The organism is Streptomyces sp. SID14515 (assembly GCF_010548505.1).
Taxonomy (GTDB): Bacteria; Actinomycetota; Actinomycetes; order Streptomycetales; family Streptomycetaceae; genus Streptomyces; species Streptomyces caviscabies.
Map to the genome: position 1 here is coordinate 1 of NZ_JAAGMH010000130.1, position 26950 is coordinate 26950.

The window sequence follows — 26950 nt, forward strand, 5'->3', positions numbered from 1 at the left end:
CCCCGGTCCAGCCCACCGGCGCCACCCTGAGCTGCACATCCGCCCCGGGCCACCGGCCCGCCGCCAGCAGCACCGCTCCGCTGCGCCGCATCACCGCCCGCAGCCGTCGCACCGCCCGCTCCGGCACCCGTACTGAAGCGCCGACGAGCACCACCGGCACCGACTCCAGCAGGACGGCGAGCACCTGGGCCGCGCGCGACCCCGGGTCGCTCACCACCAGACCGGTGGCCAGATCCAGACCGGCCTGTGCCGCCGCCAGCCCGCCCAGCTCCGGCACCCCGACCGCCGCCCACGCCACCGATTCCGCCGCCGCCAGAGCGGCCAGCGCCAGCAGCAGCGGCAGATCCCCGCCCGCACCCACTGCGGTACCAGGGCGAATACCTCCTCCTGGCAGCAGGCCGGAGAGCGGCGACACCACCGCACCGGCTCCCGCACCTCGCGCCTCGACTACCTGCTGACCTGTCCACACTCTTCGATATTCGCTCGAACGTTCGAATAATTCAAGCCAGCTCATCCGGTGCCCGGGTACGGTTGACCGTGTCCCGTCGCACTGAAAGTCGAGTGTTCTCACTGAACGCGAGGCGTCGTATCCGGCGACCGGTCTTCGGCCGGAGTCGTCCGCGTCGGCGCCGGTCCGGCTACTCCCCGGGATGTGCCCGGCGTTCGACGGTGATGTCGGTGGACCCGTCGCGCACCGCCCGCTCGGCCTCGACCGGGTCGGCGCCCGCGAAGACCAGGATGTCCGTGGCGACCAGCCGTACGCTCTCCCGCACCGCGACCGGCACGGCCGAGCCGCGTTCCGGGGCGTCCCGGACGATGTCCAGGGTGCGCCGGGCGGCGTGCTGGAACACGGCATGGCTTCCGCGCGCCTCCGCCAACGTGTCCAGGACCCCGGACAGCCCCCGTACCGTGGTGGCGAACGCCTTCCTGTGGCCGGGGTCGAGGATCGTGGCGCCCCGGATGAGGGTGAGGCAGCTGTTGCCGAGCAGGTCCAGATAGCGCGTGGCGGCGGTCTCCTGCTGGATGGGCTCCCGTCGGCCGCGCCAGCGCGGGGTCCGGCGGGCGACGGCGATCGCGTCGTCACGGGTACGGCCGAGGTCGTTCAACAGGGTGTAGACCGGGCGCAGTTCCTTCCACGGCTGGTCCTCCCGCTCATCGGCCGAAGCGTCCAGCGTCCGGGCCGCCAGCTCCAGCGCACGGCCCAGTCCCTTCAGTGTGGCGGCCTCGGTCCGCCTCAGCAGGGTGAACGGGTGCGGGGGGAACAGGACTTGGCTGAACACGAGCGCGACTCCCGCTCCGAGCAGGGCGTCCAGTACACGGTCGATACCGGCCTGCTGTCCGGCCGCGACGGAGATCACCGCGCCGACGGCGGCCTGCGCCATCGTGATGCGCTCGCCGTCGATGAGGAGCGCCACGAGGAGCGCGCACAGCACGGCGGCGCCGACCGCCGCGTCGCCGTGGCCGAGGAAGCGGAAGGCCACCTGCCCGACGACCACGCCCGCGATGACCCCGGACATGACCCGTACCGCGTTGGTGCCGCGCCCGCCGACCGGTGTGTTGAGGGCGACGAGGGTCGCGATCGGGGCGAAGAGCGGAACGTGGTGGTCGAAGACGTTCCCGGCGATCCACCAGGAGAGCGCGGCCGCCGCGGACTGCTGGAGCACCGGCCACAGATTGCCCTTGACGCGCGACCATGCCTCGTACATCGTCCTCCCTCCACGCCCCGGGCAGGGACGGTTCGCGGCGGGGTGCTCAGCCGGCCGGTTCGCCGCCGGGTCCGCGCTCCCCGGCCGGGCGGGCGTCGTCGAACAGGCGGGGGCCCAGCTCGTGCCAGCTCCGCAGCCCGGGAAGGCGGTCACCCGCTTCCGGGCCCCAGCTTCCGGGCGCGTACGGCAACGGCGGCTCGATCGGGTCGAGGACGGGGCCCACGATGCGCCAGCACTCCAGGACGGCGGGGAAGAAGGCGAAGCACTCGGGGTCGCCGACGACGGCCCCGTGCAGGATGTTCTCGTACGGGAGTTCCTGCCGCCCCAGCACTTGCGCGAAGTCGACGCCGATGGGCACGGTCAGCGGTCCGTCGGTGCTTCCGGGCTTGTTCAGCATCAGGTCCGCCCGGATGCCGGTGTCGCCGTCGATGCGGAAGCGGATGGTGTTCGGCGGCGTCTGGACGCCGTCGCCGCCGAAGAGTTCCAGCGGAGGCTTGCGCAGTTCGACGACGACCTCGGTGGCGGAGACGGCCAGCGCCTTGCCACTGCGGAGGTAGAAGGGGACGTCGGCCCAGCGCCAGTTGTCGACGAACATACGGGTCGCGAAGTAGGTCTCCGTGGTGGAGCCGGGCTTGACGCCCTCGACGTCCTGGTAGCCGTCGTACTGGCCGCGAACGGTCACGGCGGGGTCCATGGTGCGGGTCGCGTGCAGGGCCCGCCACTTCTCCAGCCCCTGCGCCTGGGCGTTGGTGGCGCTCGGCGGTTCCATCACGAGGAGGGCCAGGACCTGGAGCATATGGTTCTGGACCACGTCGCGCAGACAGCCCACCGCGTCGTAGAAGGAGCCGCGGTCGGCGACGTCGAAGTCCTCGGCGAGGGTGATCTGCACATTGTCCACGTAGGCGCGGTGCCAGATCGGCGCGAGCAGCGTGTTGGCGAACCGGGAGACCATCAGGCTCTCGACCGCGCGGTTGCCGAGGAAGTGGTCGACACGCAGCAGATGGGCGTTGTCGAAGTGGGCGGAGAGTTCGTCCTGGAGCTTTCGCGCGGAGTCGAGGTCGTGGCCGAACGGCTTCTCCACCACCAGCCGGGCGTTCCGGTTCAGGTCCTCGGCGGCCAGCGAGCCGGCGACCTCGGTGAACAGCGACGGCGGGATCGCCAGGTAGTACGTCACGAAGCCGCGCCCGGCCACGGCCTCGCGCAGCCGGGTGAAGGTGGCGGCGTCGGCGAAGTCCCCGGTGACGATGGACAGATTCGCCGCGAACCGGGCGAAGACCTCCCCGTCGATGTCCGTGCCCTCGGCGGTGACCGCCTCCCGCGCGTGCCGGCGCAGGGCGTCGTCGTCCCAGTCGGTGGCCGCCACCCCGATGACGGGCACGGTGAGCTTGCCGGACTCGGTGAGCCGGTACAGGGCGGGCAGCAGCATCTTCTTGGCGAGGTCGCCGGAGATACCGAAGAGCACCAGGGCGTCGGCCCGCTCCATCTCGGGCGGACTGAGCAGGGTTTCGGTCATCACGACCGTCCTTTCCGGGGGGTGGCCGCATTCGAGGGGTCGTCCGGCGTGCCCTGGTCGCGCCCGAAGCGGGCGTTCAGCGCCGCTTCGATCTGTTCGGGGTCGCGGCCCTTGGTCTCGGGCAGGTAGCGGCCGACGAAGAAGAACGCGGCCACGCAGATCGCGGCGAAGATCCAGAAGGTCTCGCCCTGGCCGAGGGCGGAGGCCACGGGGAGGAAGGCGAGGCTGACGACGAAGTTGGAGATCCAGTTGACCGCCGTGGCCACGCTGGATCCCTCCGCCCGGACGGACGGCGGGAAGATCTCGCCCAGCAGTGTCCAGAACACCGGGCCGAGGCCGCCGGCGTAGGCGGCGATGTAGATGACCATGAACAGCAGCGTCAGCACCGAGTTCATGCCGACCACGAACGCCAGCCCCAGCGTGAAGATCGAGACCGCCATGAGGGCCAGGGAGACGAGCACCATGACGCGGCGGCCGGCCCGGTCGACCAGGCGGATCGCGACGAGCGTCATGACCAGGTTGATCAGGCCGATGAACACGGAGTAGAGGATGGAGTTCGACGCGTTCAGACCCGTCTGCTGGATGATGGTCGGCGCGTAGTAGATGATCGTGTTGATGCCGCCGAACTGCTGTACGGCTGCGAGGGTGAGGCCGACGACGAGGGCCGGACGCAGGTCGGGCGTGAGCAGCCTCCTGGCCGTCCGGCCGGAGGACTCGGCGTTCCGCTTCTGCTGCTCGCGGTCCTCGGCGATCCGGTGCTGGGCCCGGGCGACCAGGGCGTCCGCCGTGGCCTCGTCGGCGACCGAGGCGATCCCCTTGCGCGCCCTCTCCGCCTGGCCGTGCGCGATGAGCCACTGCGGCGACTCGGGCAGGAACCACAGGGTCGCCGCCACCATGAGGGCGGCCGGGACCGCGCCGACGGCGAACATGGCCCGCCACATCTCGCTGCTGGAGAAGGCGAGGTTGACCAGGTACGCGATCAGGATGCCGAGGGTGATCATCAGCTGGTTCATCGTGAGCAGGCGGCCGCGGATCTTCGTCGGTGAGATCTCGGAGAGGTAGACCGGAACCGTCGCCGATGCCGCTCCGACCGCGAGGCCGAGGATGATACGGCCCACCATGAGGACGGGGTATCCGTTCGCGGTGCTCGCGATCGCCGTGCCGATGATGAACACCACGCCGATCAGGCCGAGGGTCTTCCTCCGGCCGAGGCCGTCGGAGAGCCGGCCGGCCGAGGTGGCGCCGATCACCGCGCCGATGAGCAGCACGCTGACCACGCTGCCCTGCTCGAAGGAGTTCAGGTCGAAGTCCTGCTTGATGTACAGCAGGGCGCCGGACACAACCCCGGTGTCGAAGCCGAACAGGAAGCCGCCCAGAGCGATCGCGGCCGCCCAGCGGGTGATCTTCCGCTGACCCTCAGCCGGGATCTCGGTGAGCGGCCCATGGGTGCCCGGTTCCTTGGAAAAGCCCTGGACCATGTCGCTTCCTCCGTCGTGAGCGGGCTCGCCCTGGCCACATCACCACCTTTCCGGACGAAAGGACGGTGGCGTGAAGCAATCGGGTGGCTTGAGGACAAAATGAACTGGACACCTGGCGGCCACGACGGGCCGGCGCTCGCCCGCAATCGCCGCTCCGGCAGGTGATACCGCTCCGTCCGGCCGAGCGGCGCGAGGACGGCGCGGGTGCGGCCGTCGCGCAGTTTCCGGGTCGGGTCAGCCGTGGAGGACGCCCCAGCCGCCCGCGTACGACTCGCCCGGGGCCAGCCGGATCAGGTCGGTACCGCTGCCCAGGGCGTTCGGCGGTCCCGTCATCGGCTCGACGCCGATGCCACGGCGGTGCGAGGCGGGCGGCACCTGGTCCGCCGTGTAGACCTCCAGCCATGGCTGGGCCTCGTCCAGCCAGAATCGGGTGGCGCGCCGCGAGCCTTCCAGGCGGACCCAGGCGCGCCCGTCGGCGTCGCGGTCGAGACCGGTGAAGGCGACGTCGATGGCCTGCGTCCCGATACGGCGCGGGGTGGTGAAGTCGTACTCCGTGCCCGAGACGTCGACCGTCGGGCCGGAGGGGAGCATCCGCGCGTCGACCGGCTGGTAGCGGTGGCCGGGCAGGGTCAGCACGCAGTCGTCGAGCGGTTCGCCGACCGTCAGGTAGGGGTGTGTGCCGTGGGCGTACGGGGCGGGGCGCGTGCCGGCGTTGCGGGTCACGAGCCGGACGGTGAGGCCCGTACCGGCGTCCAGGGTGTACGTGACCTCAAGGTCGAGACGGAACGGGTAGCCCGTCGACCCGTGCAGGCTGTAGGCAAGGGTGACGGCGTGCGGTTCCTGCCGGACCGGCCGCCAGGTCGTCCACCGGACGAGTCCGTGGATCGCGCAGTCCAGCTCGGGTTCGGAGACGTCGAGCTGGTGCTCCGTGCCGTCGAAGGTGTAGCGGCCGCGGTCGACCCGGTTGGGCCAGGGGATCAGCAGTTGGCCGAAGGCCGCCGGGGCCGGTTCGTCGGGGCCCTACGAGAGCAGGAGCGGTTCGCCCCGGTGGCTCAGCTCGCGCAGGCCCGCGCCCGCCTCGGTGACGGTCGCCGCGTAGTCGCCGGCCGTCAGCCGGTACTGCTCACCTGTGGTGTTCTCGCTCATGGACAGATGGCTGTCCCCCAGGAGGCGGAGTGCTGCCGGTCGGGGCCCGGTGTCGGCCGATCGGGCGGGTTTCCTGCTCCGTACGGCTCCGTTCCGGTATCGGCCCGGAAGCCTCTCAGCCTGTCTCCTCGTGGCCTGACTTCCGTCGGCGGGACGCGGGTGTCTCACGGGCGATGACCAGGCGGTCGTCGGCGCGGACGGTGCCGATCCGGGAGTCGCTGTACCGCAGGGGCTTGCCGTCGCGGACCACGGCCAGCACCGACTCGGCGATCTGCCGGGGATCGCGGCCGACCTCCGCCGGTTCCGGAGAGCGTTCGGCGACCTCCAGTCCGAGTCCGGCGGAGAGCAGCTCTTCCAGCACCGTGCCGACCGAAGGGCTCAACGATGCGACGCCGAGCAGGTGTCCGGCCGTCTCGGAGGACGTGATGACGTTGTCCGCGCCGCCTTCGCGCAGCAGGGCGACGTTCTCCGCGCGGGCCACGGAGGCGGTGATGACGGCGGTGGCGTTCATCCGTCGGGCGGTCAAAGCCGCGAGGACGGCGGTGTCGTCGCTCGCGGTGGCGATCAGCACGTGCCCCGCCTTGCCCAGCTCCGCCCGAGCCAGCACGTCGGAGCGAGTCCCGTCGCCGACGATACCGACGAGGCCGTGCCGGTTCGCCTCACCGACGGCGGACGCGGCGACGTCGACCACCACGATCTCCCGGGGCTGGGTGCCCCGTGCCCGCAGGGTGGCCACCGCGGCCCGGCCCTGGGTGCCGTAGCCGACCACCACGATGTGCTGTCGCACCTTGCTCCTCCAGGTCTGCTCGCGCCATTCGGCCCGGGTCCGCTCCGTCAGCGCGCTGATCGTGGTGCCGACCAGGACCAGCAGGAAGCCGAGGCGCAGGGGGGTGATCACCAGGGTGTTCACGATCCGTGCCGAGTCGCTGGCCGGGACGACGTCCCCGTACCCGATCGTGGTCAGGGTGACGGCCGAGTAGTAGAAGCTCGTCAGCAGACCGAGAGGGTGTCCGGTGGAGTCGCGGTAGCCGCTGCGGCCGAGGTAGACGACCACCGTGCCGAGGAGGATGAGCCCGAAGGCGAGGGCGAGCCGCGACACGATGATCCGGAACGGTCCGCGCGGCCGGTAGGGGAACCCGAACCGGGACCGCCGGCCGGCCCGGTCCTCGCCCTGAACGTCCACAGGGCCGAGTCTCCGGCACAACCGGAACGGCGACCACCGGAGGTGACCTCAACGACGGCGAGCCCTCCGCGGCTGATCTCACCGCCCGCCACCCGCGTCTCGCTGAACTGTCTGGTCTTCCCTGGGCCGCGCTCGCCCACTACGCCAGGTCGAGACCACGTGCACGAGGCCGCGAATCGGCCCGTTCGGCCATAACGGCTGACCGCGCTGTCCCGGCCGGCCCTGCTGCGGCTACGCCTCGACCTGGCGGCCGGACGCGGAAGCGACGGATCAGCCGCGGAGCGGCAGCAGCCGGGGTACGGCCCGGACGTAGACCACCATGCCGATGACCTCGACCAGGGTCTGGGTGACCACGACCACCGCGGCGACGGCCAGCGCGTCCGGCAGCGCCAGGGCGAGGGGCAGGACGACCAGGGAGTTGCGGGTCGCGCCGGTGAACACGATCGCCCGTCCGTCGCGGGCGGCCAGGCGGAACAGGCGGGCGACGCCGAGCCCGGCGAACGCCATCACGAGCAGGAACGCGACGTAGAACGGCACGACACGGCCCACGTCGCCCAGGCTGCCCGAGTCGCCGAGCTTCGGTACCTGGGAGGCGACCACGGTGAGCAGGACGGCGGCCATCAGCGGCACCATCGTCGTGCCCGCCGCGTCCGCGGCCTGCTGTCCGGCCGGGCGGCGTGCGGCCCACGCCTGGGTGAGCCAGGCCAGCGTGAGCGGAACGACGATCAGCACGACGAACGCCTCGACGAACGGTCCGGCCTCCACGACGTCGGCCAGGTCCGGGCCCATGAACAGGAACAGGTAGACCGGCAGCAGCACCATCTGGGCGAGGAGCAGCAACGGGGTGGCGGCGAGCAGGCGTTCGCTGCTGCCGCCGGCCAGCCCGCTGAAGACGATCACGTAGTCGATGCACGGGGCCAGCAGGACCAGCAGCACGCCGAGGCGGACCGCCCGGTCGTCCGGGAGGAAGGTGAACATCGCGGCGACCACCAGCGGCACCACGACGAAGTTCACCACCAGCGTCGCCGCCAGGAACCGGCCCGCCCGCACCGAGCGCACCAGTTCAGCGGCGGGCACCTGCAGGAACGTCACGTACAGCAGCGCGGCCAGCACCGGGTTGATCGCGCGCTCCAGGCCCGGCCCCGCCCCCGGCACGGCCCAGCCCACCAGATCCCCGGCGGCCAGAGCACCCACATAGACGGCGACCTGATGGCGCTCCATACCCGCGACCAGACCGGACGGTGACGACAACGTACGTACTCCTCGCGGGGTGGGTGGGGAACAGGCGCGGCGGTACCGGGTCGGCCGCCCGGGGCGTGTCCGGCGGATCAGGTCGGATCAGGTCAGACGCAGGTCGATCCAGTGCACGGTGTCGCCCTCGCGCAGCAGGTAGCGTTCGAGCTCGACGAAACCGTGCTGTTCGGCGAAGCGCAGCCCGTCCGGATTGGACGCCAGCACCACCGTCTCGATCACCTGGGCGTCCAGCGCACGGGCCTGGCCCAGGGCACGTTCGTAGAGCCGGGTGCCGAACCCGCGGCGGCGGTGCTCGGGCAGAACGCGCGCGATGACCGTCGCGGTGGCGCCGTTGTCCTCGGTGGGCGGGCGCACGGTGGTGCATCCGATCAGGACGTCTCCGAGGTAGGCGACCTCCATACGGTTTCGGCCGGTGCGGGCACGGACGTCGTCGAGCGACAGCACGTCGCCGGGGATGATCAGGTTATGGACGTACTGCCAGTCGCGGACGGAGGCGTCGTCCACCGCTTGGATTCGAAGATCGTTCACCGGAGCAGCAAAGCGGTGTCCGTCGTGCGCGTCAACCGGCGGTGCGGCCGAGCGACCCGCCCCGCCCGGGGGCCGGGAGACTCCGACGGGTTCACGATTCGTCGGCCGCGGTGTCACCGGAGGGCAGCACCGCCCTCCTTCTGCGGTACACCACTACTCCGCACACCGCGAGCAGGGCTGCTGCCACGGCGGACACCCCGAAGGCCGTCCGCTCGGCGAAGAGCCTTCCCAGCACTTCGAGCACGCCGAGCCCCGCGGTCGCGTAGATCAGCGCCCAGGCCGCTCCGCCCACGAACAGGGCGGGGAGGTAGCGGGACAACGGCATGCGCATGCTGCCCGCGAGAAAGTTGGCGGCGGTCTGGAATCCGACCGTCAGGAAGGAGACGGCCACCATCGGCGCGCCCCACCGCTGGATCGCCCGCTCGGCACGCCGGAACTTCGCCGACGAGATCCGTTCGGCGAACCTGCTGCGCCGGGCGCCGGCACCGGCGAGCCATCCGACGGCGAACGTCCCTCCGGCGCGGAGCAGGACGATGACGTACAGGGCTCCGGCCGCGAGCGCGATCCTATCCACGGCGCTCCGCCCCGGGCGCAGGCCCGAAACCCGCGTTTCCCGTTACCCGCATGAGCGTTCCCGCCCCATCGGGTGCACGACGCGCACGAGCCCGGTCACCGTCTCTCACCTGAGCCCCGCCCCTGCCTGTTCCGTCCGCCGGGTTCCCGCCCGAGGCGCCGAACCCGAACCCGCACGCCCGGGTCCTATGCCCAGGCAAGGCCAGCCTAACCGAACGCGCTTACGCCGGATCGGGGAGCCTGGTCAGCGGATGCCCGTCTCAGGTCAGGAAGTCCTTCGCGTCGACGGCCAGGACGGCGGTCTCGCGGAGCAGAGGTGTCGCCTCGTGCGGCAGCGGCTCGGCACAGCCCTCCGGGCCGTTCAGGTTCCGATCGAGAGGTACTCCGTGGTGCGGACGATGCGCTCGCGCTCGGCGAACGAGGCCAGTTGGTCGCGCACCGCGGAGCTGTCGCCGTCTCGGTTGATCGCCTCCAGCGTCTGCCGGACGGCGGTGATCACACTGCGCTGGAGATCCGAGGGGACGATGATCAGGCGGTACCCCAGCTCACGCAGGCGGTCCCGGGGGACCAGCGGAGTCTTTCCGCCGTGGAACATGTTGATCAGTTTCGGCTGCGGGATGCGCGCGGCGATCTCTTCGATCTGCTCCACGCTCTCGGGGGCTTCGACGAAGATGACGTCCGCACCCGCCTCCAGGTAGGCGTGCGAGCGCTCGATCGCGCTGTCCAGACCTTCGGTCGCGATGGCGTCGGTACGCGCGATCACCACGAAGTCCGGGTCCTGGCGCGCGTCGACGACAGCCCGGAGCCTTGCCGTCATCTCTTCCGTGCTCACCAGGGACTTGTCGTCGAGGTGTCCGCAGCGCTTGGGGAACGTCTGGTCCTCGATGTGCAGCCCGGCCACGCCCAGCCGCTCGAAGAGCCGGATCGTGCGGACGGCGTTCACGGCGTTGCCGAAGCCGGTGTCGGCGTCCACGATGACCGGCAGGCCGGTCACCTCCACGATCTGCGCCAGCCGGTCCGCGACCTCGGTGAGGCCCAGGAGCCCGATGTCCGGCACCCCGCGGCTACGGGCGATGGCTCCCCCGCTCGCGTACAGCAGCTTGCTGCCGCTCTCCTCCACCAGCCTCGCGGTGAGTCCGTCGTACGCCCCGGGCGCGAGGTGGATGTCGTCGCTCTCGATCATCCGGCGGAGGCTGGTCGTGGGGCGCATGGGGATGGGCTCCTCGGTGCTGGGGTGCGGGTGCACAAGCCGGGGGGGGGAGGCCGGGTGCCGATGGGGGCGCGCGGCTTCGGGCGCTTCCTGTATACAGGCTGTATACAGGAAGCGCCAGGGTTGACTTGCGAAGAGGGTCCGCCACCCGGTCCCATGTCGCCGGCAGGCAGGTACACATGTGGTCGGACTGCGAGGCGGCCGCACCCACAGGGGAGCCCATGAACCAGAGCACACGCGCCTACGAACGCCTCCGCAAGGAGATCGTCGACTGGGAACTGCCACCCGGCACCCACTTGAGCGAGATCCGGCTCGCCGAACGCCTCGGAGTCTCGCGCACTCCCCTGCGCCAGGCGCTGCACCAGCTGGCCGGAGACCATCTGGTCAGGATGGTGCCCGGCCGCGGGGCCTTCGTCATGGAGATCGCGCTGGAGGACGTCCGCCACCTCTTCCAGCTCCGTGAGGCGCTGGAGACCTATGCGGCACGCCTGTGCGCGCGTGCACCGCATCGCACCGGCTTCCGCGAGCTGGAGCGGGAGTTCCGCGAGCGGCACACGGCGCTCGCCGAGGAAGCCACGTCGGCGCGGATCGACGACTACTACGCGCTGGCCCAGCGACTCGACGAGCAGACCGACCGGGTCGCCGGGAATCCGCACCTGGCCGGTGCCGTGCGCTCGTTGCGTACCCAGCTCCGCAGACTGCGCCGGATCGCCCGTCGTACACCGGAAAGGCTTCTGCGCTCCGCCGATGAGCACGCGCTGATCTGCGGTGCGATCGCCGACGGGGACGAGGGGCGCGCTGCCGAGCTCACCGCCGCGCACATCAACAACAGCCTGCGCAACATTCTTGAGGCCATGGCTGAGGACGTGGGCCGGACGGGCCCGACGGTGGCCGAGGTCCGCTGAGTTCCGGGCCGCTCCCCCGGCGAGGCCGCCCCGGTCGGTCGCGGGTGGGTCCTCAAGAACCTTCGGCCCTGCGAAGTCCGGCGCCTTCCACCGGGTACGGCACATAGGTCCGCCGGTCCGGATCGATGGCGAGTCTGCCGCCCGCCGGGGGCCGGGCCCGCTGTGCGCAGTCGCGGCGCTCGCAGATGCGGCAGCCGAGGCCGATCGGGGTCGCCGCCCTGGGGTCGTCGAGGGCCACGCCCTCGGCGTAGACGAGGCGGTGGGCGTGGCGGAGTTCGCAGCCGAGGGCGACCGCGAACTCGGCGCGCGGGGCGTGGTGGCTGTAGCCGCCGCGGGTGATCGTACGGGCGACCCAGAAGTAGCGCTTGCCGTCCGGCATTTCGGCGACCTGGGTCAGGGTCCGGCCCGGCGCGGAGAACGCCTCGTAGACCGTCCACAGCGGACACGTACCGCCGAGGCGGGAGAAGTGGAAGTCGGTCGCGGACTGCCGTTTGGAGATGTTCCCGGCCCGGTCGACCCGGAGGAAGGAGAACGGCACTCCGCGGTGCCCTGTGCGTTGCAGGGTGCTCAGGCGGTGGCAGACCGTCTCGAAGCCGACGCCGAAGCGGGCGGACAGCAGCTCGATGTCGTAGCGGACGGACTCCGCGGCGGCGTGGAAAACGGTGTACGGCATGAGCAGGGCGCCGGCGAAGTAGTTCGCCAGGCCGATGCGTGCCAGCGCGGCCGACTCGGGCGAGGTCAGCTCCGGTGCGCTGTCCGCGAGTCGGTCCATCAGCAGGCGCTGTTCCAGGAAGGCCAGTTGGGTGGCGAGTTGGAAGGCCCGCTGGCCGTCGCTGAGCCAGGGGGAGAGAAAGAGGAGGCCGGTGTCGGGGTCGTAGCGGCGGGCGTCGGCGGCGCGGCCCGGTGCGGCCTGGACGACGTGGACGCCGTGGCGTTCGGCGAGCAGCGTCGTGAGGGGGTCGGCGGCCCGGCCCGGACGCAGGCCGAGGGCCTCGGAGGTGCGCTCGGCCGCCGTGTCGAGGAGGCCGAAGTGGTTGTGGTGCGCGTAGAAGAAGTCACGGACCTCGTCGTGCGGCTCCGCCGGCGGCAGCAGTGTCCGTCCCGTTTCCGGCGAGGCGAGCGCGGCCGCCTGTTCGGCGGTTTCGCGGTAGCGCAGGTGCAGGGCCACCAGCGCGCGGGCCACCTCCGGGTGGTCGCGGGCCGCCTCGGCGATCTCCTCGACGGCCGGCGCCGTCACCCCGCACGCCTCGTCGGCCAGGGCCGCGCGCAGATCGGCCGCGAGACGGTCGCCCGCGGCCTCGGAGAAGAACTCCGCGTCGACTCCGAAGACCTTCGCGATCCGGAGCAGCACGCTCGCGGTCAGCGGCCGCTGTCCCAGCTCGATCTGGTTGGCGTAGCTGGCGGAGATGCCGAGGGCGCGGGCCATGTCGACCTGGTTCATGCCCCGCTCGCGGCGGAGGCGGCGGAGCTTGGAGTGCGCGTAGACCTTGTGCTCGGTCGCTCGTCGGGCCACGTGGTCCCTGGTCCCTCCTGGTCGGGTGCCTTCCGGATGCGGCGTACGGGGGCGAGGTACGAGGGCGGCGTACGGAAGCCGCGTACGGGGCGGCGTACCGGTGCGGAAGTACTTGCGAACATAGCATCCGCCTTCTTCGCAACATTCGCAGATTCGCAGCTCATTCCTGTAGAGGCTCCACAGATTCGACAGGTGGTCGCGGGGCTCCGGAGCAGGCACTGTCCTTGACGTCAGCTCCGACAGCACCGAACACGTTTTGCGAGGAGTCCCGTGATCGACCACCAGGTACGCGTCCACCCCAGCGCCGCCCGGCTGCCCCGCGAGGAGCAGCTCGCCTGGAAGCTGGCCGTCGTCGCCACCGGCACCCAGGAGGCCGGAGAGCTCGACCCGGAGGCGTCGGCCATGGCCGCCAACCGGATCGTCGACAACGCGTCCGTCGCGGTCGCCTCCCTGCTGCGCCGCCCGGTCGCCGTCGCCCGCGCCCAGGCCCTCGCGCACTCCGCCGCCACGCCCGGCGCGTCGGTCTTCGGCTCCACCGGCCGGGTCTCGCCCGAGTGGGCGGCCTGGGCCAACGGCACCGCCGTACGGGAGCTGGACTTCCACGACACCTATCTGGCCGCCGACTACTCGCACCCCGGCGACAACATCCCGCCGCTGCTGGCGGTCGCCCAGCACACCGGGCGCTCCGGCGCCGACCTGCTGCGCGGGATCGTCGCCGCCTACGAGGTGCATGTCGCCCTGGTGAAGGGCATCTGCCTGCACGAGCACCGCATCGACCACGTCGCCCACCTGAGCGCCGCGACGGCCTGCGGCCTGGGCGCCCTGCTGCGGCTGCCGACCGGGACGGTGTACCAGGCCGTGCAGCAGGCGGTGCACACGACCACGGCCACCCGGCAGTCCCGCAAGGGCGAGATCTCCAGCTGGAAGGCGTACGCCCCGGCCTTCGCCGGCAAGGCCGCGATCGAGGCCGTGGACCGGGCGCTGCGCGGGGAGACCTCTCCTTCGCCGGTCTACGAGGGCGAGGACGGGTTCCTGGCGTGGATGCTCGACGGCCCGGGGTCCGACTACACCGTCCGGCTGCCCGGGCCCGGCGAGCCGCGGCGCGCCATCCTGGACACGTACACCAAGGAGCACTCCGCGGAGTACCAGGCCCAGGCGCTGATCGACCTGGCGCGGCGGCTGCGCGAGAAGACCGGGCCGCTGGAGAAGGTGCGCTCCGTGGTGCTGCACACCAGCCACCACACCCACAACGTCATCGGCTCCGGTGCGAACGATCCGCAGAAGTACGACCCCACCGCCAGCCGGGAGACCCTGGACCACTCGGCGCCGTACATCCTGGCCGTCGCCCTGGAGGACGGGGGCTGGCACCACGAGCGCTCCTACGCCCCCGAGCGCGCCGGCCGTCCGGAGACCGTCGCGCTCTGGCGGAAGGTCACCACGGTCGAGGACCCGGAGTGGACCCGCCGCTACCACGACCCGGACCCGGAGCGCCGGGCCTTCGGCGGCCGGATCGTGGTGACCCTGGAGGACGGCTCGGTGGTCGAGGACGAACTCGGTGTCGCCGACGCCCATCCGGCCGGTGCGCGTCCCTTCGACCGGCCCGCCTACGCCGGCAAGTTCCGCACCCTCGCCGAGGGGATCGTCGCCCCGGACGCCCAGGATCGCTTCCTTCTCGCCGCCGAGCGCGTCGCCGAACTGTCCACCACCGGCCTGGACGGACTCTTCCCGGCCGTGGGCACCGAGGCCGTCGCCGCGTACGACGCCGCCCTCCCCCAGGGCTTGTTCTGATGAACGATCCGGAGGCACACCCCATGAGCGTCACCGCACCGGACATCCGCCGCGGTCTGGCCGGTGTCGTCGTCGACACCACCGAGATCTCCACCGTCATCCAGGAGACCAACTCCCTGACCTACCGGGGCTACGCGGTCCAGGACCTGGCCGCCCACCGGGCCTTCGAGGAAGTCGCGTACCTCCTGTGGCACGGCGAGCTGCCCGACGACGCGCAACTCAACGACTTCCAGGCCCGCGAGCGCGCTCTGCGTCCGCTGGACCGCAGCACGCTGGAGCTGCTGACCCGGCTGCCCGGCACCTGTCATCCGATGGACGTGCTGCGCACCGCCGTCAGCTTCTTCGGCGCGGAGGATCCGCTGGAGGACGACGGAGCCCTAGCCGCCAACCGGGCCAAGTCCCTGGCCCTGCTGGCGAAGCTGCCCACGGTGGTCGCCGCCGACCAGCGCCGCCGCCGAGGTCTCGCGCCGATCGCGCCGGACCCGGAGCTGGGGTACGCGGAGAACTTCTTCCACATGTGCTTCGGTTCGGTGCCCGACCCGGAAGTGGTCCGCTGCTTCGAGATCTCCCTCACGCTGTACGCGGAACACAGCTTCAACGCCTCGACGTTCACCGCACGCGTCGTCACCTCCACCCTCTCCGACCTCTACAGCGCGGTGACGGCGGCGATCGGCGCGCTGAAGGGCCCGCTGCACGGCGGGGCCAACGAGGCCGTGATGCACATGCTCAACGAGATCGGCGACCCGCGGCGGGCCGGCGAGTGGCTGGACGAGGCGCTGGCCTCCCAGCGGAAGATCATGGGCTTCGGCCACCGGGTCTACAAGCACGGCGACTCCCGGGTCCCGATCATGCAGGAGGCCCTCGACCGCCTGGTCGCCCGAGCGGGCGACCCGGAGGTGACCCGGATGGCCACCCTGCACGCGGCCCTGCGCCACGCCATGGTCACCCGCAAGGGCATCCACCCGAACCTGGACTATCCGGCCGGGCTCGCGTACCACCTGATGGGCTTCGACATCCCGGTCTTCACACCGATCTTCGTGATGAGCCGCATCACCGGGTGGACCGCCCACATCACGGAACAGCTCTCCCGCAACTCGCTGATCAGGCCGCTCGCCTCCTACGACGGCCGCGAGCAGCGCCCGGTGCCGGCCGCCTGAATCGGCATTCGCACCCGAGCGGCCCTCCCCCGGCCCTACGATGCGTTCTGCCCGGACCTCGCGGCCCGGGCCCACAAAAGAATGCGCGCACAGCTGGGGGAAGCCGGTGGGAATCCGGCGCTGACCTGCAACCGTGAACGGCGTTCCACACGCCGTGAGTCGGAGTACCCGGAGGTGCGGTGTGCACCGCTTCTCACTGTCATGGTCTGCAGGACGAAGCCCCAGCCCGGCCCGGCACCTCCGTGCGCTGTCCTGAGGGACGCCGCGTGGTGTGCGCGGGTGAGGGTCGGCGGGTTCGTGTCGGCAGACCCGAAGATCCCATCGGGAAGGCACTTCATGCGCCGGACACTCACCCACCGCTCCGCGATCACCTCGGTCGCCCTGGCCCTCGCCCTCGCCGCCCCTTCCGTGGCGCTCGCACAGGAGCAGGCACAGGCACAGCCCACGTCGAACACCAACAAGGCCGTCAAGGTGACGGTCACGGTCCAGGGTCCGGACGGGCTGCTGTTCAAGGGGAAGGTCAGAACCAGAGGTCACGACGTCACCACGGCGACCGGCGGCACCCACCGGTGCGACGGCACCAATGGCGGCGCGAACCCGTCGAGGGTGCCCACGCCGACCGCCGCGCTGGACGACGCGGCCAAGAAGAACGGCTTCGCCTGGGACGGAGCGTGGTACGCGTCTTTCGACGACTTCTCCGTCGACACGATCAAGAACGTGAGCGGTGGCGGTTCCGCCTACTGGAACATCGCGGTCAACGGCACCCCCACCCCGGTCGGTGGCTGCCAGTTCAAGATAGGCGCCGGTGACCGGGTGGCCTTCACCTGGACGTCTTTCTAGTCGGTCACCTCGTCCTCCCCCTCCTCCGCGCCGGGCCTCAGCACCCGAGCCGAATCGAGCAGCGCCTCGACCACCTCGTCGAGGTCGAGGCGCCGCTCGACGAGGCGCAGTTCGGGCAGCCCGGCGCGGGTGGTGACCCGGGGCGGGGCCAGCAGGCTGCAGCAGTCCTCGTCGGGGAGTACGGAGACGTCGGCGGTGCCGATGGAGCGGGCCTCGTCGATGATCTCCTGCTTCTCCCAGGCGAGCAGCGGGCGCAGCACGGGCAGCGCGGCCGCCTCGTCCACGGCGGCCAGGTTGGCCAGCGTCTGGCTGGCCACCTGGCCGAGGCTGTCGCCGGTCACCAGTGCCTCGGCGCCGGTGCGGGCGGCGAGGGCGGCAGCCGTACGCACCATCAGGCGGCGCTGTGCGACGACCTGGAGCCGGCCGGCCCCTGCCACGGCGAGCTGTTTCTGCGCCTTGCCGAGGGCGATGACGTGCAGGTCGCCGGGTGGCTGGTAGCGGTTCAGTTCCCGTGCCAGTGCGTACGCCTTGTACACGGAGGCCGGGTTGGTGTATGGGGCCCCGTTGAAGTGGACGAAGTCGCAGGCCAGGCCGCGGCGCATGGCCCGGTGGGCGGCGACGGGCGAGTCGTAGCCGCCCGAGAGCAGCACCAGGGCGCGCCCGCTGCTGCCGACGGGCAGCCCGCTCAGGCCGGGGAGACGTTCCCAGGAGACGTAGGTCTCCTTGCGGTCGATCTCCACGGTCAGGCGGACGTCCGGCCGGGCCAGGTCGACCCGCAGGCCGGGCACCGCCGCCAGGACGCGGGCGCCGACCTCGGCGTCCACGCGGGACGAGGTCAGGGGGAACCGCTTGTCCCGGCGCTTGGTCCGTACGGCGAAGGTGGTCCCGTGCCGTTCGGGACCGCTCAAGGCGTCCACGGCCGCGGCGACGATGGCCTCCAGGTCGCTGGGGACGCGGACGGCCGGCTCGACCGAGTTGAAGCCGATCACCCTGCGCGCCCGCTCGACCAACGCCTCCCGGGGGACCTCGCCGCCCAGTACGGTCACGTTCTGGGCGGTCTTGATCCAGGTGGAGCCGCCGATGCCGCGCAGTGCGACGCGCAGGTTGTCGTGCAGCCTCTCGACGAAGAGGTGCCGGTTGCGGCCCTTGAGGAAGACCTCGCCGTGCTTCAGCAGCACGCAGGGGCCCGGCGACCCCGAGTCGGCGGCCCGGGGTGCGGGCAGGTGGCCGGTGGCTGACATGGGCATCGCTCAAAAGTCCCAGTCGTCGTCGGCGGTGTCCTCCGCCTTGCCCATGACGTACGACGACCCGGACCCGGAGAAGAAGTCGTGGTTCTCGTCGGCGCCGGGCGACAGCGCCGCCAGGATCTCCGGGTTGACCTCCGTCTCCTTTGCCGTGAAGCGGGCCGGGTAGCCGAGGTTCATCAGGGCCTTGTTCGCGTTGTAGCGGACGAAGACGGCCACGTCGTCCATCAGGCCGAGGGGTTCGTACAGCTCACCGGAGTACCGGAGTTCCAGCTCGTACAGCTCCTCCAGCAGCTCGTGGGTGAAGGCCCGCACCTCCTGCTGTCCGGCCGGGGACAGCTTCTCCAGACCGCGCTGGTACTTGTAGCCGGAGTAGTAGCCGTGCACGGCCTTGTCGCGCAGGATCAGCCGGATCATGTCGGCCGTGTTGGTGAGCAGGGCGTGCGTGGAGAAGTGCAGCGGCAGGTAGAAGCCCGCGTACAGCAGGAGGGAGGACAGGAGCGTGGAGGCGACCTTCCGCTTCAGCGGGTCGTCGCCGTAGTAGTGCGCGAGGACCTTCTTGCAGCGCTGCTGGAGTACGTCGTTGCCGACCGCCCAGCGGTAGGCGTCGTCGATCTCCCCGGTGTTGGAGAGGGTGGAGAAGACCGAGGAGTAGCTGCGGGCGTGCACGGCCTGCATGAAGGCGATGTTGGTGTACACCGCCTCCTCGTGCTCGGTGCGGGCGTCCTGGATCTGCACGATCTCGCCGACGGTGGCCTGCAGGGTGTCGAGCATGGTCAGGCCGGTGAAGACCCGCATGGTCAGGGTGCGTTCCCCGGCGGAGAGCTTCTGCTGCCAGGCGGAGAGGTCGCCGGAGAGCGGGACCTTCTCGGGCAGCCAGAAGTTGGCGGTGAGCCGGTTCCACACCTCCAGGTCCTTCTCGTCGGTGACGCGGTTCCAGTTGATCGGGCGGAGCCGGGCAGCCGGGTCGTGGCGGTAGGACGGCGGGGTGACCGAGATGTCGGTCACCGGGGCGGGGGTGGTGGTCATCGTGGGTACCTTCGGGTGCGTGCGGCGGGCGGTCACAGGGTGCAGGAGAGGCAGTTCTCGATCTCGGTGCCTTCCAGGGCCTCCTGGCGCAGCCGGATGTAGTAGAGGGTCTTGATGCCTTTGCGCCAGGCGTGGATCTGCGCCTTGTTGAGGTCGCGGGTGGTCGCGGTGTCCCGGAAGAACAGCGTGCAGCTGAGGCCCTGGTCGACGTGCTGGGTGGCTGCCGCGTAGGTGTCGATGATCTTCTCGTAGCCGATCTCGTACGCGTCCTGGAAGTACTCCAGGTTGTCGTTGTCCAGGTGCGGGGCCGGGTAGTAGACGCGGCCGAGGCGGCCTTCCTTGCGGATCTCGATCTTGGCTGCGACGGGGTGGATGGAGGCGGTCGCGTCGTTGATGTAGCTGATGGATCCGGTGGGCGGGACGGCCTGGAGGTACTGGTTGTAGATGCCGTGCGCCCGGACGGACGCCTTCAGCTCCCGCCAGTCGTCCTGGGTCGGCAGCTGAACGCCGGCCTCGGCGAAGAGCGTGCGGACCCGGTCGGTGGCCGGCTCCCAGGCACGCTCGGTGTACTTGTCGAAGTACGAGCCGTCGGCGTACGCGGAGTGCTCGAACCCGTCGAAGGCGGTGCCGCGTTCGATCGCGATCCGGTTCGAGGCGCGCAGGGCGTGGAAGGCGACGGCGTAGAAGTACAGGTTCGTGAAGTCGACGCCCTCCTCGCTGCCGTAGTGGATGCGCTGCGAGGCGAGGTAGCCGTGCAGGTTCATCTGGCCCAGGCCGATGGCGTGCGAGCGCTCGTTGCCGTGGGCCACGGAGGGCACGGCGTCGATGTCCGACTGGTCGGAGACGGAGGTCAGCCCGCGTACGGCGGTTTCCACCGTCGCGCCGAGGTCACCGGAGCCCATGGCGGCGGCGATGTTCAGCGAGCCGAGGTTGCAGGAGATGTCCTTGCCGACGGTCTCGTAGTTCGCCGCGGCGTCGTAGGTGCTGGGTGTGTTGACCTGGAGGATCTCCGAGCACAGGTTGGACATGTTGATCCAGCCGGGGATCGGGTTGGCCCGGTTCACCGTGTCCTCGAACAGCAGGTACGGGTAGCCGGACTCGAACTGGAGCTCCGCGATCGTCTTGAAGAACTCCCGCGCGCTCAGCACGGTCCTACGGATCCGCGGGTTGGCCACCAGGTCGTCGTAGTGCTCGCTGACCGAGAGGTCGGAGAGCGGCTTTCCGTACTCGCGCTCGACGTCGTACGGCGAGAACAGGTGCATGTCCTCGTTGCGCTTGGCGAGTTCGAAGGTGATGTCGGGCACGACCACGCCGAGCGAGAGGGTCTTGATGCGGATCTTCTCGTCCGCGTTCTCCCGCTTGGTGTCCAGGAACCGCATGATGTCGGGGTGGTGGGCGTGCAGATACACCGCGCCCGCGCCCTGCCGTGCGCCGAGTTGGTTGGCGTAGCTGAAGGAGTCCTCCAGCAGTTTCATCACGGGCACGACACCGGAGGACTGGTTCTCGATCTTCTTGATCGGCGCGCCCTGCTCGCGGAGGTTCGTCAGCAGCAGCGCCACTCCGCCGCCGCGCTTGCTGAGCTGGAGCGCGGAGTTGATGCCGCGTCCGATGGACTCCAGGTTGTCCTCGACCCGCAGCAGGAAGCAGGAGACCAGCTCACCGCGCTGCGCCTTGCCCGCGTTGAGGAAGGTCGGCGTCGCGGGCTGGAAGCGGCCGGTCATCATCTCGTCCACCAGCGCGGAGGCCAGCTTCTCGTCCCCGGCGCCGAGGAACAGCGCGGTGGCGACGACGCGGTCCTCGTACCGCTCCAGGAAGCGCGAGCCGTCGAACGTCTTGAGTGTGTACGAGGTGTAGTACTTGAACGCCCCGAGGAAGGTACGGAACCGGTGCTCGTGGGCGTACGCCTGCCGGTACAGGCCCTCCAGGAAGCTCCAGTCGTAACGCCGGAACGGCGCCTCCTCGTAGTAGTCGTTGCCGATCAGGTGGTCGATCTTCTCCTTCAGCGACCCGAACTCCACCGTGTTCGGGTTGACGTGCTGGAGGAAGTACTGCCGGACGGCCTCGCGGTCCTGGTCGAACTGGATGCGGCCGTCGCAGTCGTACATGTTCAGCATGGCGTTGAGCGCGTGGTAGTCCCGGCGGGTGCCGACCGATTCACGCTCGGCGGGCGGCGCGGTGATCGTCGTGCTGATGATGCTCATGCCCTCGGCCGTGCCAAGGGTTCCTGTCGTGTCCAAAACTTCCGCAGCCCTTCCCTCACGGCACGGACATCGCGGTCCGTGCCCAGCAGTTCGAATCGGTACAGCTCCGGGACCCCGCACTTCGCCGAGATGACCCGGCCGGCCAGGCAGTAGTCCACGCCGAAGTTGGTGTTCCCGGAGGCGATCACTCCGCGCAGCAGCGCTCTGTTCGCCTCGACGTTCAGGAAGCGGATCACCTGTTTCGGGACCGCGCCGGCGCGTTCACCGCCGCCGTAGGTCGGCACGATCAGGACGTACGGCTCGGTGGCCTCGGGCATGCCCTCGCGACGCGGGTGCAGGGGGATGCGGGTGGCAGGCAACTCCAGCTTCTCCACGAAGCGTTTGGTGTTCTCCGAGACGCTGGAAAAATAGATCAGACCGCTCAACGGTCGCCGCCTCCTCTCGCTCGTTCCTGTCTCCGTCGTCCGAGGACCGGAGGGGAGCGGCGGCACGTGAGGCGGAGAGCGGGGCGGCGATGAAGGCATGCCGGGCCCGGCTCCGTACGACGGCCACGCGACCCTCCCTCGGGGTCTCGAAGCGCGTGCACCGCATACGGGTGCACGCGCCGGTGGCAGGTCTTCGGACTCGCGGGCCTGTTCTGACGTACGTCAGGACGCCTAGTGGCCGTCGCTTCCCGGGCCCGTTTCCCGGACCCAGTGCGTTGTGACGGCGTTCGTTCCCGCTCACCGCTGCGGGGCAGTCCCGGATTTGCACCGGGTTCCCTCTTGCCTCGCGGGGCACAACCGTGCCCCGCGAACCACCAGCAACGACAACACTACATCTGGAGGGTTGGCGATGCACGCAACCCCAGATGTTGTGTTGCGCGACGAAGTTAGGTATACCTAACCCCTCGGCGGTCGGCTCACCCCTGCCCTCGTGCGCCCGCACGCCTCCCCGACAGGCCGAAGCGTCGCAAGCCGCTCCACATGACGCTTCTGCGGGATCATGGGAGACGCCGCTACTTGGCTCACGAGGAGGCAGACATGAAAATGCTGATCAACGTTCCCGAGACGGTAGTCGCCGATGCCCTGAGGGGTATCGCAGCAGCGCACCCCGAGCTGACCGTCGATGTGGAGAACCGGGTCGTCGCCCGGAAGGACGCGCCCGTGGCGGGGAAGGTGGGGCTCGTCTCCGGGGGCGGTTCCGGGCATGAGCCGCTGCACGCCGGGTTCGTCGGGCCCGGGATGCTGTCGGCCGCCTGTCCCGGGGAGGTCTTCACCTCCCCCGTGCCGGACCAGATGGTGCGGGCGGCGGCGGCCGTCGACAGTGGGGCGGGGGTGCTGTTCGTCGTCAAGAACTACACCGGTGACGTGCTCAACTTCGAGATGGCCGCCGAGCTGGCCGAGGACGAGGGGGTCCAGGTCGCCCAGGTGGTGGTGGACGACGATGTGGCCGTGAGCGACAGTACGTTCACCGCCGGGCGACGCGGTACGGGAGCGACGCTGTTCGTCGAGAAGATCGCCGGAGCGCTGGCGGACGAGGGCGCTCCGCTGGAGCGGGTGGCCGCGGTCGCGCGGCAGGTGAACGGGGCCTCGCGCAGCTTCGGGGTGGCGCTCGGCGCGGTCACCACGCCGGCCAAGGGCAGCCCCACCTTCGATCTGCCCACCGGGGAGCTGGAGTTGGGCATCGGGATCCATGGGGAGCCGGGGCGTGAGCGGCGGCCGATGATGACGTCCGGGGAGATCGCCGACTTCGCCGTGAACGCGATCCTGGAGGATCTGCGCCCCACCGGTCCGGTGCTGGCGCTGGTGAACGGCATGGGGGCGACACCCTTGCTGGAGCTGTACGGGTTCAACGCCGAGGTCCACCGGGTGCTGTCCGAGCGGGGCGTTCCGGTGGCTCGTACGCTCGTGGGGAACTATGTGACGTCGCTCGACATGGCAGGCTGCTCGGTGACGCTGTGCCAGGTCGACGAGGAGCTGCTGCGACTGTGGGACGCGCCGGTGCGGACGGCCGCGCTCCGCTGGGGCTGCTGAACCACGGGCCGGATCCCGTGACCGTGTACGCGACCCCGGCACGGGGCCGGTCGGCCGTACTGCCCGTGCCGCCGGGACGATCGGTCCCGGCGGGACCGAGGAACAGGAGATCATGTGCTCGACACCGACTTCTTCCGCCGCTGGATGACCGCTGTCGCGGCGTCCGTGGAGCGTGAGGCGAACCATCTGACGGAGCTGGACTCGGCGATCGGGGACGCCGATCACGGCAGCAATCTTCAGCGCGGCTTCACGGCGGTGACGGCGGTGCTGGAGAAGGACGCGCCCGCCACCCCCGGTGCGGTGCTCACCCTGGCCGGACGGCAGCTCATCTCCACCGTCGGCGGGGCGTCCGGTCCGCTGTACGGGACGCTGCTGCGCCGTACGGGCAAGGCGCTCGGCGACGCCGACGAGGTGACGCCGGAGCAGTTGGCGCAGGCGTTCGCGGCGGGCGTCGCCGCGGTGGGGCAGCTGGGCGGCGCCCAGGCCGGGGACAAGACGATGCTCGACGCGCTGCTGCCCGCGGCGGAGGCCCTCGCCACCTCGTTCGACGGGGCGGCGAACGCGGCTCGGGCGGGCGCGGAGGCGACGGTGCCGTTGCAGGCGCGCAAGGGCCGGGCCAGCTATCTCGGCGAGCGCAGCATCGGGCATCAGGACCCGGGCGCGACCTCGGCGGCGCTGCTGGTCGAGGCCCTGGCGGCGACCGCGGACGGAGTGGGCGCATGAGCGACGAGGCGCAGGTGGGCATCGTGCTGGTCTCCCACAGCGGTCCGGTCGCCGAGTCGGTCGCCGAGCTGGCCCGTGGGCTCGCCGCCGGAGGGGTGACCGCGCCGGTCGCCCCGGCCGGTGGGCTGCCGAACGGCGCGCTCGGGACGAGCTCGGAGCTGATCGGCCGGGCAGCCGCCTCGGTGGACCGGGGCGCGGGCGTGGCGGTCCTGGTGGATCTGGGCAGCGCGGTCCTCACGGTGAAGGCCATGCTCGCCGAGGGCGATGAGCTGCCCGAGAACACACGGCTGGTGGACGCGCCGTTCGTGGAGGGCGCGGTGGCCGCCGTGGTGACCGCCTCGGCGGGCGGCGACCTCGCGGCGGTGGAGGCGGCGGCCTCGGAGGCGTACGGCTACCGCAAGACGTGACGCCTCGCGTGGCGCCCCGCACTCCGCCGCAGCAAACTTGACGACATGTCGACCGGCAGGCGCAGTGCGGGGCTTCTTCTCTTCCGGGTCACGGACGCCGGGGGCGAGCGGGATGTCGAGGTGCTGATCGGGCACATGGGCGGGCCGTTCTGGGCGGCTCGGGAGGCCGCCGCCTGGTCGGTGCCGAAGGGCGAATACGGGTCGGAGGAGAGCGCGGAGGCGGCTGCTCGCCGGGAGTTCACGGAGGAGCTCGGGGTTCCGGTGCCGCCGGGTGAGTGGATCGCGCTCGGCGAGTCCCGGCAGCGCAGCGGCAAGACGGTGACCGTGTGGGCCCTGGAGGCGGAGCTGGACGTGGCGTCCGTCGTGCCGGGGACGTTCACGATGGAGTGGCCGCGCGGTTCCGGCGTGCAGCAGGAGTTCCCGGAGATGGACCGGTTCGCCTGGTGCACGCCGGAGCAGGCCGCCGAGCGGCTGATCGCCGGTCAGCGGGTCTTCGTCGACCGGCTGCGCGCTCAGGTGCGCGGGGCGGCCGCCTCCCCCGACGCGTAGGCCGGGGCCGGGGCCGGTGCCGGAACCGTGCCCACCTGGCGGCCGGCCCGCAGTTCGAGGACGTCGCCGGTGAAGCGGGACCGGAAGCTGCGGTCGTGCGAGACGACGACGACCGCGCCCCGGTACTGGTCGAGGGCCTGCTCCAGCTCCTCGACCAGGCTCAGCGCGATGTGGTTCGTCGGCTCGTCCAGCACCAGCAGATCGGCCGGCCGGGTCACCAGCCGGGCCAGGGCGAGCCTGCGTTGCTGGCCGACGGAGAGGGACGCGACGGGCACGTCGAGGTCCTCGGGGCGGAACAGCCCGAGGGCCAGGAGCTCGTCGGCGTACTCGTCGGGGAAGCCGGGGCGGCCCGCCGCGAAGGTGGCGAGCAGGGTGCGCCGGGTCGGCCGGGCGGGCAGTTCCTGCGGGAGGTAGCCGATGCGGGCACGGCGGGTGACCGTGCCCGTGTCGGGGGCCAGGTCGCCCGCGAGGACCCGCAGCAGGGTGGTCTTCCCGGCTCCGTTCTCGCCGGTCACCAGGAGGCGGGCTCCCGCTGCCACGCGCAGGGAGGGGAGACGGAGGCGGTCCCCTACGGAGACGTCGTCCAGCTCCACCAGAGGCCTCGCACCGTCCGTCGTACCGGTGGCGGCTCCGGTTGCGGTTCCGGTAGCGGCTCCGGTCGCGGTGTCGGCTCCGGTTCCGGTTCCGGTGCAGTCCGCGGTGCCGGTGGCGGTCGCGGTTGCGGTGGCGGTTCCGGTGCAGTCCGCCGCGCCGGTGGCGGTGGTGACGGTCGGGCGGCCGGTGAAGGCGAGGGGGCGGGGCGGGGGCGGCACGGGTGACCTGCGCAGGGCGTCCAGCCGGGTCCGGGCGGACCTGACCTGGCCGGACAGCTTGGCCTCGTGCGAGCGGCGGTGCTTGCCGAAGCCCTGTTTCGGGTCCCCTCCGGTGGCGGCGAGCCGCGCGCCGGCCGCCTCGACCAGCTCCTCGGTACGGGCCAGCTCCGCCAGGTACTCCTCGTGCTCCTGGGCCCAGCGGCGGCGGGCGGCGGCCTTGGCGGTGCGGTAGCCGTCCCAGCCGTCCCCGTACCGGGTGACCGTGCGCAGGTCGCGGTCGACCTCCAGGATCACCGAGGTGACACGCTCCAGGAACGCCCGGTCGTGGGTGACCGCCACGACGGTGCCCCGGTGGGCGCGCAGGTGGTCCTCCAGCCAGCCGACGGCACGGGCGTCGAGGTGGTTGGTCGGCTCGTCGAGCAGCAGCAGTTCGGGGGCGGCGGCCAGGACGCAGGCGAGGGCCAGCCGGGACCGCTCGCCGCCGGAGAGCGTGGCGAGGGCCCGGTCGCGGGTGAGGTGGGCGAGGCCGAGTCCGTGCAGAGCCGCTTCGGTGCGGGCGTCGGCCCGGTAGCCGTCGCGGTCCTCGTAGGCGGTGAGGAGGTCTCCGTACGCGGCGAGTTCCGCGTCGGTGGGCCCCGGGTCGCCGGGCTTCCGCTCCGAGAGGCCCGCCTCCGCCTCGCGGATGCGGTGTTCGAGGTCGCGCAGTTCGGCGAGGGCCGCGTCGACGGCGTCCTGCACGGTGTCGGCCGGGTCGAGGGCGAGGGTCTGGGCGAGGTGGCCGGTGCCACCGGGGAACCGGACGGTGATCTCTCCGGTGTCCGGTTGTTCCGCTCCGGCCAGCAGCCGGAGCAGGGTGGACTTTCCGGAGCCGTTCTCGCCGATGACGGCGGTCTTCTCACCGGGCCGGACGGTGAGGGTCACCTGGTCGAGTACGGAGCGGTCCCCGTACGCCTTGGAGACGTCCTTCATGGCCAGTTGAGCGCGGTCGCGCTGGGGGTGCATGGGTGCCTTTTCCCTGGGTGACGGCCCGCGACGGCGCGCACGGGGGCGCGACGCGGTGGCGGGGCGTGGATGCCGGACGGCGGAGGGGACGGCGGCGGGCGCGCGGGGCGACATCGATGCCGGCATCGGCACCGTCACCGGGCGTCTCAGTGGGACGCGTGGTGCGGCGCGCGG

Annotated in this window: 24 protein-coding genes, 1 pseudogene and 2 riboswitches; of the genes and pseudogenes, 8 read left to right on the forward strand and 17 right to left on the reverse strand. The window is 71.2% G+C overall.

Translation table 11 applies throughout. The annotated features are described in order from the left end of the window. From G3I54_RS30635 to G3I54_RS30680, 11 genes and pseudogenes are all read right to left on the reverse strand, one after another. A pseudogene (locus G3I54_RS30635) lies at positions 1 to 361 on the reverse strand (hypothetical protein); the annotation flags it as partial. A 277-nt stretch (positions 362 to 638) separates the two neighbouring features. Then, positions 639 to 1706 carry an FUSC family protein gene (locus tag G3I54_RS30640; protein WP_164619314.1) on the reverse strand — a complete coding sequence of 356 codons (1068 nt, stop codon included), beginning with the start codon at positions 1704 to 1706 and terminating at the stop codon, positions 639 to 641. 46 nt (positions 1707 to 1752) lie between these two features. Then, on the reverse strand, positions 1753 to 3219 hold the full coding sequence (gene zwf / locus G3I54_RS30645) for a glucose-6-phosphate dehydrogenase (protein WP_164619315.1): 1467 nt from the start codon (positions 3217 to 3219) through the stop codon (positions 1753 to 1755). Beyond that, positions 3219 to 4697 (reverse strand): sugar porter family MFS transporter, encoded by a 1479-nt coding sequence (locus G3I54_RS30650; protein ID WP_164619317.1) that lies wholly within the window; start codon positions 4695 to 4697, stop codon positions 3219 to 3221. Before G3I54_RS30650 ends, zwf begins: the two co-directional genes overlap by 1 nt. Positions 4698 to 4931: 234 nt before the next feature. Beyond that, on the reverse strand, positions 4932 to 5681 hold the full coding sequence (locus tag G3I54_RS30655) for an aldose 1-epimerase family protein (RefSeq protein WP_275408031.1): 750 nt from the start codon (positions 5679 to 5681) through the stop codon (positions 4932 to 4934). A 36-nt stretch (positions 5682 to 5717) separates the two neighbouring features. Next, complete coding sequence (locus G3I54_RS40060; protein WP_275408029.1) at positions 5718 to 5843, reverse strand: hypothetical protein; 126 nt, start codon at positions 5841 to 5843, stop codon at positions 5718 to 5720. Positions 5844 to 5958: 115 nt separating this feature from the next. Further along, positions 5959 to 7026, reverse strand: coding sequence for a potassium channel protein (locus tag G3I54_RS30660; protein WP_164619319.1), 1068 nt, complete (start codon positions 7024 to 7026; stop codon positions 5959 to 5961). 270 nt (positions 7027 to 7296) lie between these two features. After that, positions 7297 to 8247 (reverse strand): bile acid:sodium symporter, encoded by a 951-nt coding sequence (locus tag G3I54_RS30665; protein ID WP_239144666.1) that lies wholly within the window; start codon positions 8245 to 8247, stop codon positions 7297 to 7299. A 117-nt stretch (positions 8248 to 8364) separates the two neighbouring features. Beyond that, positions 8365 to 8808: a GNAT family N-acetyltransferase gene (locus tag G3I54_RS30670; protein ID WP_164619323.1), complete on the reverse strand. Its 444-nt coding sequence runs from the start codon at positions 8806 to 8808 to the stop codon at positions 8365 to 8367. A gap of 91 nt (positions 8809 to 8899) precedes the next feature. After that, the gene (locus tag G3I54_RS30675) at positions 8900 to 9382 is read right to left on the reverse strand and encodes a VTT domain-containing protein (protein WP_164619325.1); all 483 of its coding nucleotides are present in this window, start codon (positions 9380 to 9382) and stop codon (positions 8900 to 8902) included. Between the two features lie 360 nt (positions 9383 to 9742). Further along, a complete protein-coding gene (locus G3I54_RS30680) occupies positions 9743 to 10591 on the reverse strand; it encodes an oxaloacetate decarboxylase (protein ID WP_164619327.1) in 849 nt (282 codons plus the stop codon). 221 nt (positions 10592 to 10812) lie between these two features. Between G3I54_RS30680 and G3I54_RS30685 the strand changes: the two genes are divergently transcribed. Then, complete coding sequence (locus G3I54_RS30685; RefSeq protein WP_164619329.1) at positions 10813 to 11496, forward strand: GntR family transcriptional regulator; 684 nt, start codon at positions 10813 to 10815, stop codon at positions 11494 to 11496. A gap of 52 nt (positions 11497 to 11548) precedes the next feature. On the opposite strand, the gene G3I54_RS30690 is transcribed toward G3I54_RS30685, so the two are convergent. Further along, positions 11549 to 13009 (reverse strand): helix-turn-helix transcriptional regulator, encoded by a 1461-nt coding sequence (locus tag G3I54_RS30690; protein ID WP_164619331.1) that lies wholly within the window; start codon positions 13007 to 13009, stop codon positions 11549 to 11551. 270 nt (positions 13010 to 13279) lie between these two features. On the opposite strand from G3I54_RS30690, the gene G3I54_RS30695 reads away from it, so the two are divergent. The 3 genes from G3I54_RS30695 to G3I54_RS30705 all read left to right on the forward strand — a co-directional run bounded on the left by G3I54_RS30695 (position 13280) and on the right by G3I54_RS30705 (position 16794). Beyond that, positions 13280 to 14797 carry an MmgE/PrpD family protein gene (locus G3I54_RS30695; protein WP_164619333.1) on the forward strand — a complete coding sequence of 506 codons (1518 nt, stop codon included), beginning with the start codon at positions 13280 to 13282 and terminating at the stop codon, positions 14795 to 14797. Positions 14798 to 14820: 23 nt separating this feature from the next. Beyond that, entirely contained in the window at positions 14821 to 15954 is a 1134-nt protein-coding gene (locus G3I54_RS30700) for a bifunctional 2-methylcitrate synthase/citrate synthase (protein ID WP_164619341.1), read from the forward strand. Positions 15955 to 16050: 96 nt separating this feature from the next. Further along, a riboswitch (cobalamin riboswitch) is annotated at positions 16051 to 16124 on the forward strand. Between the two features lie 166 nt (positions 16125 to 16290). Next, a complete protein-coding gene (locus tag G3I54_RS30705; RefSeq protein ID WP_164619343.1) occupies positions 16291 to 16794 on the forward strand; it encodes a DUF4430 domain-containing protein in 504 nt (167 codons plus the stop codon). Here the strand turns inward: G3I54_RS30705 and thiI are convergent. From thiI to nrdI, 4 genes are read right to left on the reverse strand one after another with little or no spacing between them, the layout of a single operon-like run. Next, positions 16791 to 18035, reverse strand: a complete 1245-nt coding sequence (gene thiI / locus G3I54_RS30710) for a tRNA uracil 4-sulfurtransferase ThiI (RefSeq protein ID WP_164619546.1) — start codon at positions 18033 to 18035, stop codon at positions 16791 to 16793. The two genes, G3I54_RS30705 and thiI, sit on opposite strands and share 4 nt — an antisense overlap. A gap of 9 nt (positions 18036 to 18044) precedes the next feature. Beyond that, positions 18045 to 19067 carry a class 1b ribonucleoside-diphosphate reductase subunit beta gene (nrdF, locus tag G3I54_RS30715; protein WP_164619345.1) on the reverse strand — a complete coding sequence of 341 codons (1023 nt, stop codon included), beginning with the start codon at positions 19065 to 19067 and terminating at the stop codon, positions 18045 to 18047. A gap of 32 nt (positions 19068 to 19099) precedes the next feature. Continuing rightward, a complete protein-coding gene (gene nrdE, locus G3I54_RS30720) occupies positions 19100 to 21268 on the reverse strand; it encodes a class 1b ribonucleoside-diphosphate reductase subunit alpha (protein ID WP_164619347.1) in 2169 nt (722 codons plus the stop codon). Continuing rightward, the gene (nrdI, locus tag G3I54_RS30725) at positions 21265 to 21693 is read right to left on the reverse strand and encodes a class Ib ribonucleoside-diphosphate reductase assembly flavoprotein NrdI (RefSeq protein WP_164619349.1); all 429 of its coding nucleotides are present in this window, start codon (positions 21691 to 21693) and stop codon (positions 21265 to 21267) included. Before nrdI ends, nrdE begins: the two co-directional genes overlap by 4 nt. A gap of 166 nt (positions 21694 to 21859) precedes the next feature. Further along, a riboswitch (cobalamin riboswitch) is annotated at positions 21860 to 22084 on the reverse strand. 206 nt (positions 22085 to 22290) lie between these two features. Between nrdI and dhaK the strand changes: the two genes are divergently transcribed. The 4 genes from dhaK to G3I54_RS30745 all read left to right on the forward strand — a co-directional run bounded on the left by dhaK (position 22291) and on the right by G3I54_RS30745 (position 24962). Next, positions 22291 to 23283 (forward strand): dihydroxyacetone kinase subunit DhaK, encoded by a 993-nt coding sequence (gene dhaK, locus G3I54_RS30730; RefSeq protein WP_164619351.1) that lies wholly within the window; start codon positions 22291 to 22293, stop codon positions 23281 to 23283. 114 nt (positions 23284 to 23397) lie between these two features. Next, on the forward strand, positions 23398 to 24006 hold the full coding sequence (gene dhaL / locus G3I54_RS30735; protein ID WP_164619353.1) for a dihydroxyacetone kinase subunit DhaL: 609 nt from the start codon (positions 23398 to 23400) through the stop codon (positions 24004 to 24006). Then, the gene (locus tag G3I54_RS30740) at positions 24003 to 24413 is read left to right on the forward strand and encodes a PTS fructose transporter subunit IIA (RefSeq protein ID WP_164619355.1); all 411 of its coding nucleotides are present in this window, start codon (positions 24003 to 24005) and stop codon (positions 24411 to 24413) included. Before dhaL ends, G3I54_RS30740 begins: the two co-directional genes overlap by 4 nt. A 45-nt stretch (positions 24414 to 24458) precedes the next feature. Then, entirely contained in the window at positions 24459 to 24962 is a 504-nt protein-coding gene (locus G3I54_RS30745; protein ID WP_164619357.1) for an NUDIX domain-containing protein, read from the forward strand. Here G3I54_RS30745 and G3I54_RS30750 read toward each other — a convergent pair. Then, positions 24926 to 26776 carry an ABC-F family ATP-binding cassette domain-containing protein gene (locus G3I54_RS30750; protein WP_164619359.1) on the reverse strand — a complete coding sequence of 617 codons (1851 nt, stop codon included), beginning with the start codon at positions 26774 to 26776 and terminating at the stop codon, positions 24926 to 24928. The genes G3I54_RS30745 and G3I54_RS30750 overlap by 37 nt on opposite strands. Between the last annotated feature and the right edge of the window lie 174 nt (positions 26777 to 26950).